The organism is Kribbella alba (assembly GCF_039529635.1).
Taxonomy (GTDB): Bacteria; Actinomycetota; Actinomycetes; order Propionibacteriales; family Kribbellaceae; genus Kribbella; species Kribbella alba.
In genome coordinates, this window is sequence record NZ_BAAANE010000002.1 from 143,189 (window position 1) to 163,580 (window position 20,392).

The 20,392-nt window shown below is 68.2% G+C and carries 17 protein-coding genes; 3 read left to right on the plus strand and 14 right to left on the minus strand.

The annotated features are described in order from the left end of the window. Positions 1-285: 285 nt before the first annotated feature. On the minus strand, positions 286-3,858 hold the full coding sequence (gene smc / locus ABD210_RS02660; protein ID WP_425552611.1) for a chromosome segregation protein SMC: 3,573 nt from the start codon (positions 3,856-3,858) through the stop codon (positions 286-288). A 230-nt stretch (positions 3,859-4,088) separates the two neighbouring features. Between smc and ABD210_RS02665 the strand changes: the two genes are divergently transcribed. Next, a complete protein-coding gene (locus tag ABD210_RS02665) occupies positions 4,089-4,319 on the plus strand; it encodes a hypothetical protein (RefSeq protein ID WP_344108246.1) in 231 nt (76 codons plus the stop codon). Positions 4,320-4,468: 149 nt separating this feature from the next. Here ABD210_RS02665 and mutM read toward each other — a convergent pair whose 3' ends face one another. The 8 genes from mutM to ABD210_RS02705 all read right to left on the minus strand — a co-directional run bounded on the left by mutM (position 4,469) and on the right by ABD210_RS02705 (position 12,311). Then, on the minus strand, positions 4,469-5,323 hold the full coding sequence (gene mutM / locus ABD210_RS02670; protein WP_344108248.1) for a bifunctional DNA-formamidopyrimidine glycosylase/DNA-(apurinic or apyrimidinic site) lyase: 855 nt from the start codon (positions 5,321-5,323) through the stop codon (positions 4,469-4,471). 1 nt (position 5,324) lies between these two features. Next, on the minus strand, positions 5,325-6,053 hold the full coding sequence (rnc, locus tag ABD210_RS02675; RefSeq protein ID WP_344108250.1) for a ribonuclease III: 729 nt from the start codon (positions 6,051-6,053) through the stop codon (positions 5,325-5,327). A gap of 31 nt (positions 6,054-6,084) precedes the next feature. Further along, the gene (gene rpmF / locus ABD210_RS02680; protein ID WP_164600366.1) at positions 6,085-6,276 is read right to left on the minus strand and encodes a 50S ribosomal protein L32; all 192 of its coding nucleotides are present in this window, start codon (positions 6,274-6,276) and stop codon (positions 6,085-6,087) included. Positions 6,277-6,369: 93 nt separating this feature from the next. Further along, positions 6,370-6,939 (minus strand): YceD family protein, encoded by a 570-nt coding sequence (locus ABD210_RS02685; protein WP_344108252.1) that lies wholly within the window; start codon positions 6,937-6,939, stop codon positions 6,370-6,372. Positions 6,940-7,047: 108 nt separating this feature from the next. Beyond that, positions 7,048-7,518, minus strand: a complete 471-nt coding sequence (gene coaD, locus ABD210_RS02690) for a pantetheine-phosphate adenylyltransferase (protein ID WP_344108254.1) — start codon at positions 7,516-7,518, stop codon at positions 7,048-7,050. 28 nt (positions 7,519-7,546) lie between these two features. After that, positions 7,547-8,140, minus strand: coding sequence for a 16S rRNA (guanine(966)-N(2))-methyltransferase RsmD (rsmD, locus tag ABD210_RS02695; protein ID WP_344108256.1), 594 nt, complete (start codon positions 8,138-8,140; stop codon positions 7,547-7,549). Next, on the minus strand, positions 8,137-10,386 hold the full coding sequence (recG, locus tag ABD210_RS02700) for an ATP-dependent DNA helicase RecG (RefSeq protein WP_344108258.1): 2,250 nt from the start codon (positions 10,384-10,386) through the stop codon (positions 8,137-8,139). The genes rsmD and recG overlap by 4 nt, the downstream gene beginning before the upstream one ends. After that, on the minus strand, positions 10,383-12,311 hold the full coding sequence (locus ABD210_RS02705) for a DAK2 domain-containing protein (protein WP_344108260.1): 1,929 nt from the start codon (positions 12,309-12,311) through the stop codon (positions 10,383-10,385). The genes recG and ABD210_RS02705 overlap by 4 nt, the downstream gene beginning before the upstream one ends. Before the next feature lie 222 nt (positions 12,312-12,533). On the opposite strand from ABD210_RS02705, the gene ABD210_RS02710 reads away from it, so the two are divergent. Then, positions 12,534-13,538 (plus strand): SAM-dependent methyltransferase, encoded by a 1,005-nt coding sequence (locus ABD210_RS02710; protein ID WP_344108262.1) that lies wholly within the window; start codon positions 12,534-12,536, stop codon positions 13,536-13,538. Positions 13,539-14,009: 471 nt separating this feature from the next. Here ABD210_RS02710 and rpmB read toward each other — a convergent pair whose 3' ends face one another. The 5 genes from rpmB to ABD210_RS02735 form a co-directional block, all read right to left on the minus strand. Further along, on the minus strand, positions 14,010-14,231 hold the full coding sequence (gene rpmB / locus ABD210_RS02715) for a 50S ribosomal protein L28 (RefSeq protein ID WP_012922384.1): 222 nt from the start codon (positions 14,229-14,231) through the stop codon (positions 14,010-14,012). A gap of 82 nt (positions 14,232-14,313) precedes the next feature. Further along, positions 14,314-16,299 carry an aldo/keto reductase gene (locus ABD210_RS02720; protein WP_344108265.1) on the minus strand — a complete coding sequence of 662 codons (1,986 nt, stop codon included), beginning with the start codon at positions 16,297-16,299 and terminating at the stop codon, positions 14,314-14,316. A gap of 28 nt (positions 16,300-16,327) precedes the next feature. Further along, positions 16,328-17,155 (minus strand): carbohydrate ABC transporter permease, encoded by an 828-nt coding sequence (locus ABD210_RS02725; RefSeq protein ID WP_344108953.1) that lies wholly within the window; start codon positions 17,153-17,155, stop codon positions 16,328-16,330. Between the two features lie 19 nt (positions 17,156-17,174). Next, positions 17,175-18,221, minus strand: coding sequence for a carbohydrate ABC transporter permease (locus ABD210_RS02730; RefSeq protein WP_344108268.1), 1,047 nt, complete (start codon positions 18,219-18,221; stop codon positions 17,175-17,177). Position 18,222: 1 nt separating this feature from the next. Next, positions 18,223-19,506, minus strand: a complete 1,284-nt coding sequence (locus ABD210_RS02735; protein ID WP_344108270.1) for an ABC transporter substrate-binding protein — start codon at positions 19,504-19,506, stop codon at positions 18,223-18,225. Positions 19,507-19,772: 266 nt separating this feature from the next. Here ABD210_RS02735 and ABD210_RS02740 point away from each other — a divergent pair, with 266 nt between their 5' ends. Next, positions 19,773-20,390 carry an HAD family hydrolase gene (locus ABD210_RS02740; protein ID WP_344108272.1) on the plus strand — a complete coding sequence of 206 codons (618 nt, stop codon included), beginning with the start codon at positions 19,773-19,775 and terminating at the stop codon, positions 20,388-20,390. The last annotated feature ends 2 nt before the right edge of the window (positions 20,391-20,392 follow it).

Sequence of the window (20,392 nt, forward strand, 5' to 3'; positions counted from 1 at the left end):
GACTCCGGCCGACTTACCGGCCCGACCCGCCGACCTGAGCGACTCTCACCGGCGCGTCGAACCGGGTAGTGGGAATCGGCCGGCGGGTCGAGCCGGGAAGTTGCGGCCGCACCGGTGGGTCGGGCAGGGCAGCCGCACCGGCGAGTCGAGCAGGGCACTGGCAGCCGTACCGGCGAGTCGAGCAGGGAAGTGGCAGCGCGCACCGGCCAGTCGACCAGGGCACTCGCAGCAGCATCGGCGGGTCGAGGAGGGTAGTCGTTTTTGCGGCCGGCTAGGCAAGCACTACTAAGCCGGTTCTGCCTCGCGGATGCGTTGGGAGATGACCGCCGAGACGCCGTCGCCGCGCATGGTCACGCCGTACAGGGCGTCGGCGACCTCCATCGTGCGCTTCTGGTGGGTGATCACCAGCAGTTGGCTGTTCTCGCGCAGCTCCTCGTAGATCTCCAGCAGGCGGCCGAGGTTGGTGTCGTCCAGCGCGGCCTCGACCTCGTCGAGGATGTAGAACGGCGACGGGCGGGCCTTGAAGAGTGCGACCAGGAACGCCACCGCGACCAGCGACCGCTCGCCACCGGACAGCAGGGACAGCCGCTTGACCTTCTTGCCCGGCGGCCGGGCCTCCACGTCGATGCCCGTGCTCAGCATGTCGTCCGGGTCGGTCAGCACCAGCCGGCCCTCACCGCCCGGGAACAGCCGGCTGAACACGTGCTCGAAGGCGACCTCGACATCTCGGTAAGCCTCGGTGAACACCTGCTCGACCCGGTCGTCGACCTCCTTGACGATGTCCATCAGGTCGCGACGGGACTTCTTCAGGTCGTCGAGCTGCTCGGACAGGAAGCGGTGCCGCTCCTCCATCGCGTCGAACTCCTCCAGCGCGAGCGGGTTGATACGCCCCAGCTGGTTCAGCGCGCGCTCGGCGGTCTTCAGCCGCTTCTGCACCTTGGCCCGGTCGAACGGCTCGCCCTCGGGCTCCGGGCCGGGCTGGTCGGGAGCGGCGTCCAGCGAGGGCAGCGGCGGCACCGGTTGGTCCGGCCCGTACTCCGCGATCAGCGCGTCCACCTCGGTGCCGAGCTCGCCCAGCGCCTTCTCGTAGAGCGCCTCGAGCCGCATCTTCTGCTCGGCCCGGGCCAGCGCGTCCCGGTGCACGGTGTTGGTCAGCTGCTCCAACTCGCTGCTCAGGTTGCGGGTCGCGGATCGTGCCTGGGCCAGCGCCTGCTCGCGTTCCGCCCGCTCGGCCTGGATGGCCGCACGTTCAGACGCAGCCAACTGCAGGGAGTGCTCCAAGCGAGCCAGCACGTGGCCGGCCGCCAGATGCACGGCCTGCGCCGCCTCCGACTGACGTGCTCGCCGAGCCGCTCGCGCGATCGCCCTGGCGCGTGCCTCTCGCTCCTGCCGGACCGCACGCTCCAGCGAATCCGCCCGGCCGGACAGGGCGCGGGCGCGCTCCTCGGTGGTCCGCAGCGCCAGCCGCGCTTCCATCTCGGCGGCCCGTCCGCCCTTGGCCGCCTCGCCGAGCCGGTCGCGCTCCGTGGGGTCAGGCTCGTCGCCCTCGTCGTCGCCGTACTGCTCGACGTCGCTCAGGCGCTGCTCGAGGTCGGCGAGGCCGGAGAGGTTCCGGTCGCGCTCCTCCTCGGCCGCGGCGATCGCCTCGGCCATCCGCTGGGCCTCGCCCCGGGACGCCTTTGCCAGCGACCCGAACTGCGCCAACTGCTCGGCCACGGCCGCCATCGCCGCGTCCGACTCGTGCAGCCGGGCCAGGGTGATCTCGACGGACTGCTTCTGCTGCTCCCGCTCGCGCTCCATCGCCGCGAGCTCGAACCGCAGCCGCTCGCTCCGCGTGGTGGCTTCCGTGAGCTTCTCGGCGGCGTCGTCGACCGCGGACTGCACCTCGATGAGGCTTGGCGTCGCGTCCGACCCGCCGTACGCGAAATGGGCACCCAGTACGTCGCCGGCGCGGGTCGTCGCGGTCACGTCGGGCAGATGCTGCACCAGCGACTGCGCCGCGGGGACGTCGTCGACCACGGCGACCTTGCGAAGCAGGCGGCGGAGCGCCGGGCGAAGGGTCTCCGGGCACTCGACGACCTCGACCGCGTACGTCGCGCCGTACGGAAGCTGGGGCCACGAACCGAAGTCCTCCGCCGGGGCATCCCCCAGCAGCATTCCGGCGCGGCCGAGATCGTGCTCCTTCAGGTGCCCGACTGCCTCGACGGCGGCGGCGGTGTGCGTCACGGCGACGGCATCGGCGACCTCGCCCAGGGCAGCGGCGATGGCGGTCTCGTAGCCGACCCGGACGCTCAGCAGGGCGGCAACCGAGCCCATCAGGCCGTTCACCTGCTCGGAGGCGGCCAGCAGTGCGCCGGCGCCGTCCTTGCGATTCAGGCCGATCTCCAGGGCTTCCTTGCGGGCCGCCAGGCCGGTCCGCTCCCGCTCGGCGTCGCGCTCCTCCGCGCGGAGCTTCGCGAGCCGCTCCTCCAGCTCCTCGAAGACGCTCTGGGCTGCCTCGTACTCCTCGTCCAACCCCCGCTCGCCGGCGTCGAGGCCGGCCACCTGGGTCTCCAGCGCGGTGAAGTCGTGCTGCGCCTTCGCGGCCCTGGCCTCTGCTTCCCGCTGGTTCGCGGCGAGACGGCCGATCTCGGACTCGGCGGCGGACGCGCGGCTCTTCAGCGCGTTCACCTGACCGGTCAGCCGGGCCAGACCCTCACGACGGTCCGCGGCCGCCCGGATCAGGGCCGCGATCCGGCGCTCCTCCTCGGCGTGCTGCGCCTCCAACTGCTGGCGGTGCTCGACGGCGTCCGCGAGCAGCTCGGAGTGAGCCTCCACCTCGGCCTCGATCTGCGCCTCGGTCTCGCGGACCCGGGCGGCCTCCAGCTCGAGCTCCTCCGGGTCGCGCCCGGCGCGTGGCTCCTCGGCCTCGTCGTTCAGCGAGCGGATCCGGTCCGCGGCGATCCGGGCGGTGCCCTTGATCTTCTCGCTGAAGCCGGACAGCTGGTACCAGGTGTCCTGGGCGGCCTGCAGCGCCGGGGCGTCCGTGCGCAGGGCGTCCTCGAGGTCGGCCTCGAGGTCGCGCGCCTCCCGCAGCGCGGCCTCGATCTGGGCGCGCTTCTCGGTCAGTGCGGCCTCGTCCTTGAGCTCCGCCTCTAGCGCGGACTGGGCCTGGACGATGTCGTCGGCAAGCAGCCGGGACCGGCCGTCGCGGACCTCCGCCTGGATGGTCACCGCCCGGCGCGCCACCTCCGCCTGGCGGCCGAGCGGCTTCAACTGGCGACGGATCTCGGTGATCAGGTCCCCGAGCCGGTGCAGGTTGCCCTCGGTGGCCTCCAGCTTCCGGATCGCCTTTTCTCTGCGTTTGCGGTGCTTGAGGACTCCGGCGGCCTCCTCGACGAAGCCGCGGCGGCCCTCGGGGGTCGCGCGCAGGATCGAGTCGAGCTGGCCCTGGCCGACGATGACGTGCATCTCGCGACCGATACCGGAGTCGCTGAGCAGTTCCTGGACGTCGAGCAGCCGGCAGTTCTGGCCGTTGATCTGGTAGTCGGAGCCGCCGTTGCGGAACATCGTCCGCGAGATGGTGACCTCGGCGTAGTCGATCGGGAGCGCGCCGTCGGTGTTGTCGATGGTCAGCACCACCTCGGCGCGGCCCAGCGGGGCCCGGCCGGAGGTGCCGGCGAAGATGACGTCCTCCATCTTGCCGCCGCGCAGGGACTTGACCCCCTGCTCGCCCATCACCCAGGCGAGACCGTCGACGACGTTGGACTTTCCGGAGCCGTTCGGCCCGACGATGCAGGTGATGCCCGGTTCGAAATTCATCGTCGTGGCCGACGCGAAGGACTTGAAACCTCGGAGCGTCATGCTCTTCAGGTACAAAGCGAAGCTCCCAACCCGTGAAAGGACAGACGATACCGAAGGGAACCGTCGTAACTGCTCGTGACGCTGCCGCTACCCGGGGGAAGTAGTTCCAGTTCGCAGTCTACCGACTGCAGCCGGAGAACCGGCGGAGGACTACGGACATCCGCCGGGCTCCGCACGCAGGCTGTGCTGGACAATAGACGCGGCGGAGGCCCGGACGGGGGCCGCCGCCGTGGGTGGTGCGGACGGTGAATACCGCGGTGGTGAATACCGCGGTGGTGCTACCTCGGTGGTCAGACCGAAGCGGGGGCGCGCAGAGCCTCGTCTACGGTGAGCAGACGGCCGTCGTGTACGGCTGCGACCAGATGGTCATTCTCTGCCTGCAGGCGCATCACGTGCGCCTCCAGATCGGCGACACGCCGGTTGAGCAGACGAACCTGCTCGAGCATGCGCGGGTCAGTGCCTCCAAGGTGCCCTAAAAGAGCCTTGGCCATTGTGCTGTCCTCCGGAAGGGTTCTGGCAGGTAGCGCTCCTGGTCCGCGGAGCGCATGAAATGTGTGCCGTCTTTCAGGGTGACACCGGCTAAGCCAAGGGTCAACCTGGGGTCCGTCAATTAACAATATCTCGCTCACCACCGGGCGTGTCGTGGCACGGGCTGACACTTCGGGCAGCGATACGACGAACGGTTCATGAACGCTTCGCGCCGGATCGGCCGGCCGCAGCGCGGACAGGGCGAATTCTCTTGCCCATAAGTCGCCAGCCCTCGCTCGAAGTAACCGGATTCCCCGTTCACGTTGACATACAGCGCATCGAAGCTGGTCCCGCCGACCTCGAGCGCGGCCGCCATCACCTCACGGGCATGACGGAGAATCTCCCTTATCTGCAAGGGTTTCATGGTGTCAGTGGCACGAGCGTAGTGCAGCTTGGCGCGCCACAAAGCCTCATCGGCATAGATATTTCCGACTCCGCTGACCAGCGACTGATCGAGCAGCGCCCGCTTCAACCCCGTCTTGCGACGCCGTACGGCGGCCACGAAGAGGTCCTCGTCGAACAGAGGATCGAACGGGTCCCGGGCGATGTGAGCGATCTCGCCGGGTAACTCTGCGCCACCTTCGGAGTACGACAGACCACCGAACATCCGCTGGTCCACAAAACGGACCTCTCCGCCGTCGTCGGCGAACCGGAACCGGACCCGCAGGTGCTTCTCGTCCGGCGCCCCCACCGGCTGGACCCGGAACTGCCCGCTCATCCCAAGGTGGGTCAGGACGGCATCCCCGGACTCCAGCGGGAGCCAGAGGTACTTGCCCCGGCGAGCGGGCGTCGCGAAGACCTGGCCCTTGAGCCGGGCGACGAAATCGTCCGGCCCGGCGAGGTGGCGTCGTACCGGCCTGGGGTGCAGGACCTCGACCGCGTCGATCGTCCGCCCGGTGGTGAAATCCGTGAGCCCACGGCGTACGACCTCTACCTCGGGGAGCTCAGGCACCTCAGGACTGGGACGGGTCGGTGCTGTCCGGGTGAGCCGCGCGAAGGGCCTTCCAGGCCGTTTCGGCGGCCTGTTGCTCGGCTTCCTTCTTGCTCCGGCCGATGCCGTGCCCGTAGGTGTCCGACCCGATCCGCACCCGCGCCTCGAAAGTCTTGGCGTGGTCCGGTCCGGACTCGGCGATCACGTACTCCGGGACGCCGACGCCCAGTTGCGCCACCAGTTCCTGCAGGCTGGTCTTCCAGTCGAGGCCGGCGCCCAGTCGCGCGGACGACTCCATCAGTTCGTCGAACAACGTGTGCACCACCCGGCCAGCGACCTCGAAGCCGCGATCCAGGTAAACGGCACCGATCAGCGCCTCGACACAGTCCGCCAGGATCGACGACTTGTCCCGCCCGCCGGTCGCTTCCTCGCCCCGGCCCAGCCGCAGGTACTTACCGAGCTTGAGGTCGCGCGCAACTCCCGCCAAGGCGCGCATGTTGACCACAGCGGCGCGCAGCTTGGCGAGACGGCCCTCGGACAGCGCCGGATGGTTGCGGAACAGCGACTCCGTGACGATGACGCCCAGCACGGAGTCGCCGAGGAACTCGAGCCGCTCGTTGGTCGGCAGCCCACCGTTCTCGTACGCGTACGAACGGTGGGTGAAGGCGTGCTCCAGTAGTTCGTCAGCCAGCGATACGCCGAGCCGCTGGTTCAGCTCGGCGTAGAGCCCCCCGCCCTCTGGTGAAATCACTGAGCGTTGACCGAAATCACTGGGTGAACCGTTAGCTCTCGACGACCTGGCGACGCTCACCCTTGGCGCCGTACTGGCCGCACGTCGGGCAAACGGTGTGCTGCAGGTGCTTCGCGCGGCAGGCGGGGTTCACGCAGGTGACGAGCGACGGCGCAGTGGCCTTCCACTGGGCCCGACGGCTCCGGGTGTTGCTGCGCGACATCTTCCGCTTCGGAACGGCCACGGTTATGACTCCTCGGTTCGGCCGGGGGCTTGCGACCCGGCCGGCTGGCTGGCGTATGTGCAGTGCTGGATCAGTGCTGGTGGTGCGGTGCAGCTAGTTGTTGCGGCCCTGCTGGTTGTTGCGGTCCTGCTGTCCTGCTTCGTCCTGCTGGAGCAGGCCGGTCAGAGCGGTCCAGCGCGGGTCGACGCCGTCCTCGTGCTTGTGGCCGGGTTCGTCCGCCAGGCGTGTCCCGCAATCGGGGCACAGACCCGGACAGTCGTCCGTACACAAGGGCTGGAACGGCAGCGCGAGCACCACCTGGTCCCTCAATGCCGGCTCGAGGTCGATCAGATCGCCCTCCATCCGGCTGGCCTCGTCCGGCTCGGCTTCACTCTCCGGGTAGACGTACAGCTCCTGGACGTCAGCGAGGAAGTCCTCCTCGACATCGACCAGGCACCGCGCGCACTCCCCGACCAGACGGCCACTGGCCGTTCCGGTGACGAGCACCCCTTCGACAACCGACTCCAGCCGCAGATCGAACTGGATCAGGTCGCCCTCGGGGACGCCGATCACGTCGATACCGAGATCGGCCGGTGCCGGTGCCGTGAAGGAGACTTCGCGTTGGGACCCGGCGCGGCGGTTCAGCTCGTGCGTGTCGATGACGAGTGGGGACCGCGGGTCCAAGACGCTCAGGACATCCCTTTCAGGCGTGGGCAGGCAGAATCTCGGTCTCGTTGAGACCGGGGATCAACACTACCAACTCCCCGGCATTCAGCCCAATCCGGGGCTGCGTTACAGCTTTCTGAGCAACCGGTCGTGCACGCCGGCTGGGAGGAAGTCTGCCACCTCACCGCCGAGTCTGGCGATTTCTTTGACCAGACTGGAGGAGATGTAACCGTTTTCCGGCGCGGTCGGCAGGAAAAGGGTGTCGACCCCGGACATCTTCCGGTTCATCTGGGCCATCTGCAGCTCGTAGTCGTAGTCGCCGCCGGATCGCAGGCCCTTGACGATCACCCTGGCGCCCTCGGCCCGGCAGTAGTCGACCAGCAGCCCTTCGAAGGTCCCGATCCGGACGTTGCCGAACGGCGCGGCGATCTCGGTCAGCATCTCCACCCGTTCCTCGATGCTGAACAGGCGCTGTTTGGACTGGTTCACCCCGGCCGCGACGATCACCTCGTCGAAGGCTGCGGCCGCCCGGGTGATGACGTCGAGATGCCCGTTCGTCGGCGGGTCGAAGGTGCCCGGGAACACGGCCCTGCTCATCCGGCCTCGCTCATCCGGCCGCGGCTGCTCATCCGATCGGCCCGTTCACGTCCGTGCCCTGCTCATGGCGGTGACCGTACCAAAGCCGGGCCTCGCCGTACTTGCGATCGCGCAGCGCGGCGAACCCCGCCGGCCACTCCCACGGCTCCCGCTTGCCCCGCTCGATCACCACCAGCGCGTCGTCCGCGAGCCAGCCGCGCTCCTTGAGGTCGGCGAGAACCCCTTGCAGCTCAGCGGTTTCGAGCTTGTACGGCGGGTCGGCGAAGACCAGGTCGAACGGACCGGCAGGATTGTCGCCTGAGGCAACCTTCTCGGCCGGCCTGGTCAGCAGCGTCGCGCCGGGGAGCCCGACCGCCTTGATGTTGGCCGCGATCACGTCGGCGGCCTTACGATCCGCCTCCACCAGCACGGCTCGCGCCGCTCCCCTGGACAGCGCCTCCAGCCCGATCGCGCCCGACCCGGAGTACAGGTCCAGAACGGCCAGGCCCTGGAAGCCGCCGAACTCCGCCTCCAGCGACGAGAACAACGCCTCGCGGACGCGATCCGCCGTCGGTCTGGTCCCACTGCCGGCCGGTACTGCGATCCGCCGGCCGCCGGCTGCTCCCCCGACGATCCGGGTCACGTCTTCTCCAGGTAGTCGGTCGCCTCGGACTCCAGCGTGCTGCGGACGTACGACCTGAGCACCGGGTAGTCGGCCAGCTCGGAATCCACCGAGATCAGCGAGTTCGCCACGTGCCGGGCGGTCAGGATGATCTCCTCATCGCGCAGCACACTGAGCAGCTTGAGGCTGCTCCGGCGGCCCGACTGGGCGACGCCCAGGACATCGCCTTCGCGTCTGGTCTCCAGGTCGATCCGGGACAGCTCGAACCCGTCCGTGGTCGCGGCGACCGCCTCCAGCCGTTGGCGGGACTTCGAATCCGGCCAGCTGTCCGTGACGAGCAGGCAAAGGCCGGGCACCTTGCCGCGGCCGACCCGACCGCGCAACTGGTGCAACTGGGAGATGCCGAACCGGTCGGCATCCACGATCACCATGGTCGAGGCGTTCGGCACGTCCACACCGACCTCGATCACCGTGGTGGCGATCAGCACATCGATCTCGCCCGCGGCGAACCGGCTCATCACCGAGTCCTTCACGTCGGCCGGTAGCCGCCCGTGCAGGATCTCCACCCGCAATCCGGCGAGGATCTCGGCAAGCTTGTCGGCGATGAACACCACCGAGAGCGGCGGCCGCTGTTCCTTCCTCCCCGGCTTCCCGTTGTTGTCCGAGTCCATTTCCGCGAACTCGGCCTCCTCGTCCGCCGCGCCCTTCACCTCGTCACCGATCCGCGGGCACACGACGTACGCCTGGTGGCCCTTCTCGACCTCCTCGCGGACCCGCTGCCAGGCTCGTTCCAGCCAGGACGGCTTTTCCGCGGCGGGCACCACCGAGCTCGTGATCGGCGACCGGCCGGCAGGCAGTTCGGTCAACGTAGATACCGACAGGTCGCCGAACACGGTCATGGCCACGGTCCGGGGAATCGGCGTCGCCGTCATCACCAGCACGTGCGGTGTGTTTTCACCGGACTTCTGACTGAGCACCGCCCGCTGCTCGACGCCGAACCGGTGCTGCTCGTCGACGACCACCAGACCTAGGTCGGCGAACTGCACCTTGTCCTCTAGTAGGGCGTGTGTGCCGACCACGATGCCGGCCGACCCACTTGCCGCGTCCAACATCGCAGTACGACGGGACGCCGCGTTGAGGGAGCCCGTCAGCAGACCCACCCTGGTGGCCCGTTCGGCGCCGCCGAGCATGCCCTGCTCCGCGAGCTCGCCGAGCATTTTCGTCAGTGTTTTGTGGTGCTGGGTGGCGAGCACCTCGGTCGGGGCCAGCAGGACCGCCTGGCCGCCGGCGTCGACCACCGAGAGCATCGCCCGGAGCGCGACCACGGTCTTGCCGGAGCCGACCTCACCCTGGAGCAGCCGGTGCATCGGATGCGGCCGGGCCAGATCGGCGAAGATCTCGTCGCAGACCTCCTCCTGGCCATCGGTCAACTTGAACGGCAACCGGGCATCGAAGGCGTCCAGCAGACCGCCTGCCTGCTTTTGCCGTGGCACCGCCTTCAGGGCATCGGTGACGGCTCGCCGCTGGGCGAGGATTGTCTGCATCACCAGCGCCTCTTCGAACCGGAACCGCTTCTGCGCGATCTCCCAGTCCTGGGGCGATTCGGGCAGGTGCACCTTCTGCAGCGCATCCCGCAGGCCGGTCAGCCGCTCCTTGCGCAGGATCAGCTCTGGGATCGGGTCCTCGAGGTCTTCGAGGTTGTCCAGCACGATCTTGATGCTGCGCTCGATCGTCGCGGTCGTGAGCTTCGCGGTCGCCGGGTAGAGCGGGCGGAACGGGCGCGCCCGGCGCTCGATCTCCTCCTCGCTCAGGTCCTCCTCTTCGAGGATCTCGGTGCCCGGACCCTTCAGCTGCATGATGTCGCGGAACCTGGTCACCTCACCCCAGAACAGCGCCGCCGTTCCGGGTTGGAGCTTGTTCGCCAGCCAGGGCTGGTTGAAGAAGGCGAGCTCCAGGTCGTTCTGCCCGTCGGTGACGACGACCTTGGTGAGGGTCTTGCGCCGGGCCCACTTCTGCACTTCGGCGAGCGGGATCTCGAGCTTGGTGTCCAGCGACCGCACGTTGACCCGCTTCACCCGGCCGCTGACCGTGGCCTGGTCGCCGACCTCCAGCTCGTCGAACGGGGTCAGCTCGCCCTTCTTCAGGTAGCGCCGCGGGTAGTGCCGCAGCAACTCCCCCACGGTCTCGATCCCGAGCACGTCGGCGAAGGTCTTGGCCGTCTTCGCGCCGAGGAAGTCGCGAAGCTTGCGGTCGATGTCGGTCTTCATTCCACCCCGATCAGCAACGGGTACCTCTCCTGACCACCGTCGTACACCACGACATCGACATCTTTCCGGTTCCGCCGCACGTGCCGCACCAGCGCCTCGACCAGTTCGGGCGTCGCCTGCTCGCCACGAACCACCGTCATCAGCTCACCACCGCCGCCGAGCAGCCGGTCGACCACCCCGGTCGCGGCCGTCTCCAGATCGTCGGTGATCAAGGCGAAATCCCCGTCGACCACGCCCAGCGCGTCGCCGATCCGGCAGGTGCCGGCCATCGTCCACGCGTCCTTGACCGCGATCGTCACGGCCCCGTGACGAGTCTGCCCGGCCGCCGCGGACAGATGCACCACGTCGTCGTCGAAGCTCTGCGCCGGATCGTGTACCGCGATCGCCGCGAGCCCCTGCACCTGAGCCCTGGTCGGAATCACGGCCACCCTGATGCCGTCCTGCCGTGCCGCCGTCGCCGCGGCCTCGGCGACCGCGATGGAGTCCTTGTCGTTCGGCAGTATGACGATCTCCGGCGCGCCCGACCGCTCGATCGCCTTCAGCAGTTCACCGGTCGAGCACCGTCGGCCCGGGCCACCCTTCACAACCAGCGCGCCGGCCTCCGCGAACAGCTTCGCGAGCCCCTCTCCTGCCGCGACAGCGATCACGGCCCGACCCGGTATCGGCGCGTGCGGGACCATGTCGGCGAAATGGGTCACCCGGATCCGGTGCGGACGCCCTATGTCGATGCCGAGCTCGATCGCCGCGCCCACGTCATCCGTGTGGACATGCACGTTCCAGAGCTCGTCGCCGCCGACCACCACGACCGAGTCCCCGAGCTCCGCGAGCTGCCGGCGGTAGTCGCCGATCTTGTCGTCCGGCGCGTCCAGCAGATACATCACCTCGTACGCCGGGCCGCCGGGCTCCAGGTCGATCCCCGCGCCCGGCCCTGCCTGTCCCGCCTGTCCGCCCAGCCCGGCTTGTCCCGCCTGGCCGGCGTCCGCTTCTGCCTGATGGTCGGTCGGCGGCGGGAGCGGGATCCGGGCCGGGACACCGGTGGTCGCCGCGGGTCCTCGGCCCGAGAGCACCGACTCCATCGCACCAAGAATCACCACCAGCCCCGCGCCACCTGCATCCACGACTCCGGCCCGGCGGAGCGGTTCCAGCTGCTCGGTCGTCCTGGTCAACGCCTCCCGCGCGGCGGCCACCGCTGCCAGGCAGACCCCGGCGAGGGTCTCCCCGTCGTTGGCGGCATCCATCGCGGCGTTCGCGGCTTCCAGGGCGACCGTCAACATGGTCCCCTCAACCGGTTGCGCCACAGCGCCATACGCGGCATCAGCAGCGAACACCAGCGCATCCGCAAACGCCGCCGCCTCACTCATCCGCGGATCCGCCAAAACCGCCCGCCGCCCGCCTCCGTCGGCACCGCCCGCCTCGCCGCCAGGCTCAGCGCCCTGACCACCTGCCGGCACGCCTTCGACCTCGCGTCCGGAGACACCCTCCGGCACGCTCTCAAGCTCGCCTCTGGCGGCAGCTTCCGGAACGCTGTCAAGCGCGCCTCCGCCGGCACCTCCCGGAACGCTGTCAAGCGCGCCTCCGCCGCCACCTTCCGGCACGCTGTCCCCGGCGCCGCTCTGATACCGGGGCAGGTTCTCCGCGAGCCGCAGACCGCAGGCGCGGACCAGCTGCGACGCAATCACCCCGGAGTTGCCGCGAGCACCCAGCAGCGCACCCCGCCCGAACGCCTGAACAGCCTCCGCGAAAGTCAGCTCCCCCTCGGGCAGCGCATCACACGCCGCCTCCCAGGTCAGGTACAGGTTGGTCCCGGTATCCCCGTCCGGAACCGGATACACGTTGAGCTCATCGATCTCCAGGCGAGCCCGCCCCAGCTCGGCCAACGCCGTCCGAGCCCAGCTCCGCAACACCCCAACCGTCAGCTCTTCCACGCCCGGAAGGCTAACCGCTCCACCCCCGAACCGCCCCAACCCCCGGTACGCCGACCCACCCCGCGGGCCCCTCCGTCGGCCCTCGTACCCACGCCCGCGCCAGCGCCGAATCGTGGATCAACGTGCGCGGCAACCGATTTCCATGCACCAAGATCACGACCCGGGGGGCGTGGGGCTGGCGCGGGGCGGCGGGTTGCGCTGGGCGCGGACTTAGGATGCGGTGTGCGTGCTTTGTTGTTCTCGGTGGCTACCGACAGTTATGACCTGGCGGTTCGGGAGCTCCGGGACGTGTTCGGGACACGGGTACGGGTCGAGCGGGTCAGCGGGGATCTGGGCCGGATCACGGAGAACGCGCCCTCGGTTGAGGAGTTCGCCGAGGCCTGCGGGAGCGGGCGGATCATCTTCGTGCGGCATCTGACGATGGAGCTCGCGTCCTTCAAGCCGAACGAGGTGCCTGAGCCGCACGAGTTGGCCGAGCTGATTCTGGATGAGCTGCCGCGTCATCCGAAGGGGTTGTCGGTGCAAACCTGGACGGACGGCGCGGGGACCGGCGGGTCCTACTACCACCTGCTCGAGGAGGCCCTGGGCGCTCGCGGGATCGCGGTGAGCCGGGCTGGGCAGGACGTGGTGGTTTCGTGTTTCGTGTCGGCGAAGTCGGTGATCCTCGGGCTGAATCGGCTCGAGGACAGCTTGTCCGACTGGCCGGGTGGGCGGATGCGGCTGGCGCGGTCCGACGATCGGGTCTCGCGGTCGGAGTTCAAGCTGGAGGAGGCGATCCAGACGTTTGGGCTCGAGCTGCCTCACGGCGGCAAGGCGCTTGATCTGGGCGCGAGCCCGGGTGGATGGACGCGCATTCTGCGGCAGCAGGGCCTGGAGGTCTGGTCGGTCGATCCGGGCGATCTGGATCCGCGGGTGGCGGCCGACCGGCGAGTGCATCACGTCAAGGCGACGGCCGGGAACTTCTTCCGGACCAACCAGGTGAAGTTCGACGTGGTGGTGAACGACATGCGGATGGACCAGGTGATGAGCGCCCGGGTGATGCTCGACGCGGTGCCGCAGCTGCGCCGCGGAGCGCTCGCGATCGTGACGCTCAAAGGCGGCGGGAGGAACCCGCTGGACTCGGCCCGGCGTGGGCTGGAGGTGCTGAGCAAGGAGTACGACGTACTCCACGCCCGCCAACTCCACCACAACCGCCGCGAGATCACCGTCATCGCCAAGTGCCCGTAGATCCGCCCTGAGCTCAGGCGTCGAGCGCCCGGGCGGCCGAACGGCCGGGCGGCCGGGCGGCCGGGCGGCCGGGCGGCCGGGCGGCCGGGCGGCCGGGCGGCCGGGCGCGGCCGGCGGCCGAAGATGCTCCCCGGTCGGGACGTGCGCAAGCACCACTGCGGCCGGAAACGTCCCCGGTCGGGCGGGTGCCCGGAACGTCCGGACCGCCGACACTCACCAACCCCGGCGGCCTTGGCCTGGTCACGCCTGGACTGCCGGCCATCGACACCGGCAGCGCGACTTGGTGAGTGCGGGCGGTCCGCCCCACGCCTGTAATCCGGCAACACCCGCTCGACAGCGCCGGCATCTCGGAGGTCCTCAATGGGTGTTCGTACCAGCGCTCAGCCTATGAACACCAGTAGGCGCCCGGGATAGTCCCGGGCGCCTAGTGAGGCCCTACACGGAGTTGAGGCCCTGGGGGCCTGAGGGGTCCTAGCCGACGACGCGCTGAACCTTGCCTGCCTTGATGCAGGAGGTGCAGACCTTCATCTTGGTGGGCGTGCCCTTGATGATCGCGCGGATCGGCTGGATGTTGGGGTTGAACCGCCGCGGCGTACGAGCCTTGACCCGACGGATCATCGCGCCCTTACCCAGCCGCGCAACACTGTTGCCGAACGTCGGCTGCTTGCCACAAACATCGCACTTCTTAGACATGATTCTCCGTGTTTAGGGTCGAGACACCGACAGACCATGTTACACAGCGGTCAGAGCCTCCACCAATTCGGTCCGACGCCGCTCAGCCTTGCGTGAGCCACGCCACTTCGTCGTCCGTCAGCGATACCGACAGCCCCGGCAGCGAGGTCCTCGTCTCCGAGATGTGCCGCGGCCCGATCAAGGGGAACACCGGATACGGCTGGTGCAGCAACCACGCCAGCGCGATCGCCGTCGGTTCCACGCCACGAGCCGAGGCCAGTTCCCGGGCCCGACGCAGCCGCTCGAAGTTCTCGTCCGAGTAGAAGCAGCGAACCAGTTCCTCATCGGACCGGTCCTCGGGCCTGGCCCGACCGGTGAAGAACCCGCGCGCCTGGCTGGACCACGGGAAGAGCGCGACCTGCCGCTCCCGCAACCACGCCTGGGACTCGTCGTCGCTGACGTGCCGACAACCCTTCCACGGTACGTCGTACGCCCGCGCCAGGCTGAGGTGGTTGCTGAGCAGCGTGAGCGGCTGCTTCCCCTTCGCGGCGGCATAAGAGTTCGCCTCGTCGAACCGCTCGATCGACCAGTTCGACCCCCCGTACGCCTTGATCCGCCCGGCGCGGAAATGCTCGTCCATCACGTCGACGAACTCCCCGACCGGGATCTCCTCGTTGTCCCGGTGCATCAGGTAGAGATCGACGTGACCCGTCTGCAACCGATCCAGGCTCTCGCCCAACTGCCGGGTGATCGACTCCGGGTCACAGTGCGGCGTGTGCGCACCCTTGCCGATGACAACGACCTCGTCCCGGTTGCCGCGCGAGGTCATCCACTGGCCGAGCAGCTTCTCGCCGCGTCCACCGCCATAGATGTAGGCCGTGTCGAAGGTGGTTCCGCCGCGCTCGACGAAATCGTCGAACATGGTCGCGGCGTGCGTCAGCGTCTCCTGGTTGTCCACGCCCATCACGAGGCGGGAGACCTGCTTGTCCAGCCCGGGGACCTCGCCGTAGGTCATCGGAGCATCCGTACGACGCGTCAGCGGGCGGCCGGTCGCCGTCGGGATGATCGCGTCCTCCCGCTCACTTGCGTACTGCTGGCCGATCGCGTTGCGCCAGGCGTCCTGGACCTCGAGATTGCCCAGGGTGTCGGCCCACGACATCTCCGGCGCCTGCCGGGCTTCGATCGAGGCCGCGACGGCATCCGCCTCGGCCGCATAGATGAAGGCGGGCTCCGCGGAGACGTCCCGTGGCTCCTCCCCCACCTTGTGCACGGTGACGTGGGTCGGCTTGCCGTCGCCGCCGAACCACGGGTCGTCGATGACGAGGTATCCCTCGCTGCCGAGGACGCGGACCCGGTTCTCGTCGCTGAGCCGTACGCCGGTGCTGACCTGGGCGGTCATTCCGCTGTCGAAGAACAGCGTGGCCACCGCCCATTCGTCCGCGCCGGTCTCCCCGACCTGACCGACCGCGGTCACCGCCGCCGGATCGGCGTACGGGGCTCCGATCGCAGCGCCGGCGATCAGGCGGGCCATCGAGACCGGGTAGCCGCCGACGTCGAGGATGCCGCCGCCGGCCAGCTCGTCCGCGAAGATGCGGCTGTCCGCGCGGAAGGAGGCCTGGAAGGCGAACGACGCCTGGATCTGATGGACGGTGCCGATCGCGCCGTCGCGGATCAGCTGGGTGATCAGCTTCGTCTGCGGGAGGCAGCGGTACATGTACGCCTCCATCAGGAAGACGTCGTTGCGCACCGCCGCCTCGATCATCGCCTCGGCCAAGGCACGGTTGATCGCGAGCGGCTTCTCACAGAGGACGTGCTTGCCGGCCTCCGCGGCCTTGATCGCCCACTCCGGGTGCAGCGGGTGCGGAGTGGCGATGTAGACCGCGTCGACGGTCTCGTCGGCGAGGAGATCGGCGTACGACGCGTGCCGGTTCGGGATGGCGAACCGGTCCGCGAACTCGTTGGCCGAGTCGATGCTGCGACTGCCGACCGCGGCGAGTTCGCCGGTGGTGGAGGACGGAAGCTGGCCGGCGAACCGGGAGGCGATGTTGCCGGTGCCGAGAATTCCCCAGCGGAGCTTGCTTGATGGCACAGAGGTTCCCCTCGTCGAAGCGTGCGGGTCAGAACTTCATGGCGCCGGCGGCGATGTCGGCGATGAAGTGGCGGCCACCGATGATGAAGACACCGATCAAGGGGATCACGCTCATCAGCGCGCCCGCCATCACCATGCTGTAGTCGGTGCCGTACACACCGTTCAGCTGGTCCAGGGCGACCTGCAGGGTGAGCCTGTTCGGGTCTGTCATCACGATCAATGGCCACAGATAGTCGTTCCAGACATTGATGAAGGTGAAGATTCCCAGGAACGCCAGCCCGGGTCGCAGTACCGGCAGGCCGACGGAGAAGTACTGCCGGAAGAAGCCGGCACCGTCGACCTTGGCGGCGGAGATGAGCTCGTCTGGGATCGCGCCCCGCGCGTACTGGCGCATCCAGAAGATGCCGAACGCGTTCGCCGCCCCGGGGATGACCAGGGCCTTCAGCGAGCCGATCCAGCCGAACTCGGCCAACGTCACGAACTGCGGCACCAGCGACAACTGCGACGGGATCATGAAGGTTGCCAGCAGCACCCCGAAGAGCAGGTTGCGGCCCGGGAACTCGTACTTGGCGAACGCGAAGGCCGCCAGCGAGTCGAAGAACAACACCAGCACGGTGACGCTGAGGGACGCGATCAGGGTGAGCAGCATCGCGCCGAAGAAGTCGATGTTGTCCAGCACCTTGCCCATGTTCTCGAACAGGTGCGAGCCGACCAGCAGCTTGGGCGGGTAGGTGAAGATGTCCGGCGTGGTGTTCGAGGCCATCACCAGCATCCAGTAGAACGGGAAGATCGACAGCACGACGCCCAGCATCAGGACGACGTGACCGATCACGGTGCGGATCTGTTCAGTGCGCATCGGTTCAGTGCGGATCTGTTCAGTGCGCATCGGCGTGCTCCTTCCCAGCGCTGCTGGTTTCGCCGGTACTACGGTCGCCGGCGCTGCGGCTGCCTGCCCGGACGGCTCTGCGAGCGACCCGTTCGTCGCCACCGCCGATCAGCCGCCAGTTGATGATGGAGAACAGCACGATCAGGATGAACAGCGCCCAGCCGATCGCGGCGCCGTATCCGAACTGGTTGTTGATGAAGGCGCTCTGGTAGAGGTACGAGACGATCGTGGTGCCGGCACCGCCGGGCCCGCCGATGTTGTCGGTGTTGCCGAACAGGACTCGTGACTCGGTGAAGATCTGCAGTCCACCGATCGTCGACGTGACGGCGGTGAAGAGGATCACCGGCCGGAGCAGCGGCACCGTGATTCGCCAGAAGGTCTGCGACGGCGAGGCGCCGTCCACCTTTGCGGCCTCGTAGATGTCGGCGGAGATCGCCTGCAGGCCGGCCAGGAAGATGATCGCGTTGTAGCCGACCCAGCGCCAGGTGACGATGCTGGCGATCGCGATCTTGATTCCCCACGGCTGGCTGAGCCACTCGATCTTGGACAACCCGATCGACTGCAGGAAGGCGTTCAGCAGGCCGAAGTTGTTGCTGAAGATCGAGCCGAACACCATCGTGACGGCCACCAGCGAGGTGATGTTCGGGATGAAGTACGCGATCCGGTAGAAGCTGCGGAACCGGGTCGCGGTGTGCAGCGCGTTGGCGATCACCAGCGCGAGCAGCAGCATCGGCACGGTCGACAGCACCCAGATGATCAGGGTGTTGCTGATCGCGGTCCAGAACTGCGGATCCGTGAGCAGGTAGCTGTACTGCTCGAGCCCGACCCACTTCATCTGCCCGATCCCGTCCCAGGAGTGGAACGAGATGTAGATCGAGAACAGCACCGGGAACGCGCCGAACACCGCGAACAGGATGAAGAACGGCGAGACCGCTGCGTACTGCGGCAACGCCTGGCGGTACTTGCTCGGGGGTTTGTCCGGCGCCGGGTCCCTGGTGGTGGAGACCGACCTGCGGAGGGTGTCGCTGACTGCCATCTCAGATCGCCCCCACCCTGGTGAGTTCGCGCTTGATCTGTTGCTGGGCATCCTTCCAAGCCTGGTCGGACGACTTGCTGCCGACCTCCACGTTGACCAGCTCGGCCCCGAGCGGCGTACCGATGATCGTGTCGTACGGGCTGAAGTAGGCACCCGGGTACTTCTTCGCGGACTCGGCGAAGACGTCAACGATGCGCTGGCCGCCGAAGAACGGATCCGGCGCCGTCAGCCTGGAGTCCGTGTAGCTCGCGGGGGTGGACGGGAAGAGCACGGGGTCGAGGAAGGCCTCGGCCTGGTTCTTGGCGGACTCAAGCCAGGTGATGAACGCGAACGCGGCCTCCGGGTCCTTGCAGTACTTCGTGATCGCGAGGAAGGAGCCGCCGCGGTTGCCGGCGCCCCCGGGTGCTGTGGTGACCCGCCATTTGCCCTTGGTCCCCGGGGCGGCGTTCTTCGGTCCGAGCTGCGCCCACCAGACCGCAGCTACATACGCGACGAGACGACCGTTCGTGACCACCGCGTTCGCATCGGTCGTGCCTGCCTGCGCGTTGGCCGACAGGCCTTCCTTCACGACCCGGACGGACAGGTCCCAGACCTGGCGGACGTGGTCCTGGTCGCCGATGTAGGCGCCGTCGGCAGTCATGTAGCGCTTGGACTGCTGAGCCAGGCCGTAGCCGAAGATCCCGGTGATGTTGTCGGTGATCGCCGAGCCGGGGACCGCTTGGCGGACCTTCTTGCCGAGCTGGATGAAGCTGTCCCAGTCCGGGACGGCGGCCGCCACCTGGGCCGGGTCGATCTCGACGCCGGCCTTCTCGAAGATGTCCCGCCGGTAGAACAGTGCGGTGGGGCCGGTGTCCATCGGGAACGCGATCATCCGGTTCTCGGGCGTGATGCCGAGCTTCCACTTCCAGGGCAGGTAGTCGCCGGACACCTTGTCGGCGCCGAGCGCCTTCAGATCGTGGAACTGGTCCGCGTTCGGGAAGTAGGTGGCGACGTCGTCGTTGATCGCGACGATGTCGGGGACCAGCGACTTGCCGGCCAGGGCGGTCAGCACCTTGGTCTTGTAGTTGCTGCCGATCCGGGTCATCGAGAGCTTCTTGGCCGTTGCCCCGGGAATGGCCTTCTCGGCCGCACCGATCAGCGAGTCGTTCACCGAGCCGGTCCAGGACCACATACTCAGCTCGTCGGACGCCCCGAGCGAACCTCGCGACCCGCAGCCGGTGAGACCGGCCGCCGCGGCCGCACCTCCTGCCCCGAGAGCCAGAAAATTCCGTCTGGTCACTGACATGGCCTCACCCACACCTTCGCGTCGCTACCGGAGAAGTGGCATTTTCGATGGCATTTCGATGTTCATTTCCGCGAGAAGTTGTCTACAAATGTTCAGACATGGCTAAGGTAAGCGCATACCAACTGAACCGGTCAAGGGGTCGACCTGCCTCCTCGCATTCAGCCCTGCCCGCTCTGTGAGCAACCCACAGGCCGACCACAAGGTGCCGACCCGGGGCTGCGGACAGCGGGGAGCCGACGGGTCGGACCGACTGATTGGATGGTGGCATGACGATCGCTGCGATTCTCTTCGATGCCGATGGTGTGATCCAGCGGCCCACCATCGACTGGCGTGGCGCGCTGGCGACCTTCGTGCGGCCGGACCAGGCCGCCGATGAGTTCGTGCTCGACCTGATGGCCGCCGAGCAACCGTCGCTGGTAGGCAAGGGCGACTTCCGCGACGCCATCGCCGAAGTACTGGATCGCTGGGATTCGACGACGCCGGTCGACGGCGTGATGGAACTGTGGCGTCACTTCGAGGCGGAGCCGGAGGTGGTCGAGCTGATCCAGGATCTCCGCGCGGCCGGCATCGCGTGCCACCTGGCCACCAACCAGCAGTCGTACCGGCGCGCGATCATGCACGACGAGCGGCACTACGGCGACTGGTTCGACCAGACCTTCTACTCGTGCGACCTCGGCGTCGCCAAGCCGGACGGGGCGTACTTCACCTCAATCCTGCAGACGATCGACCAGCCTGCCTCGTCGGTGCTCTTCATCGACGACAACGAGAACAACGTGAAAGGCGCCCGCGGCGTCGGTCTGCACGCCGAGCTGTACGACCTGGTGGACGGCACGGATGCGCTCCGCTCACTGCTGAAGCGCTACGAACTGCCTACTTCCAACTGAGC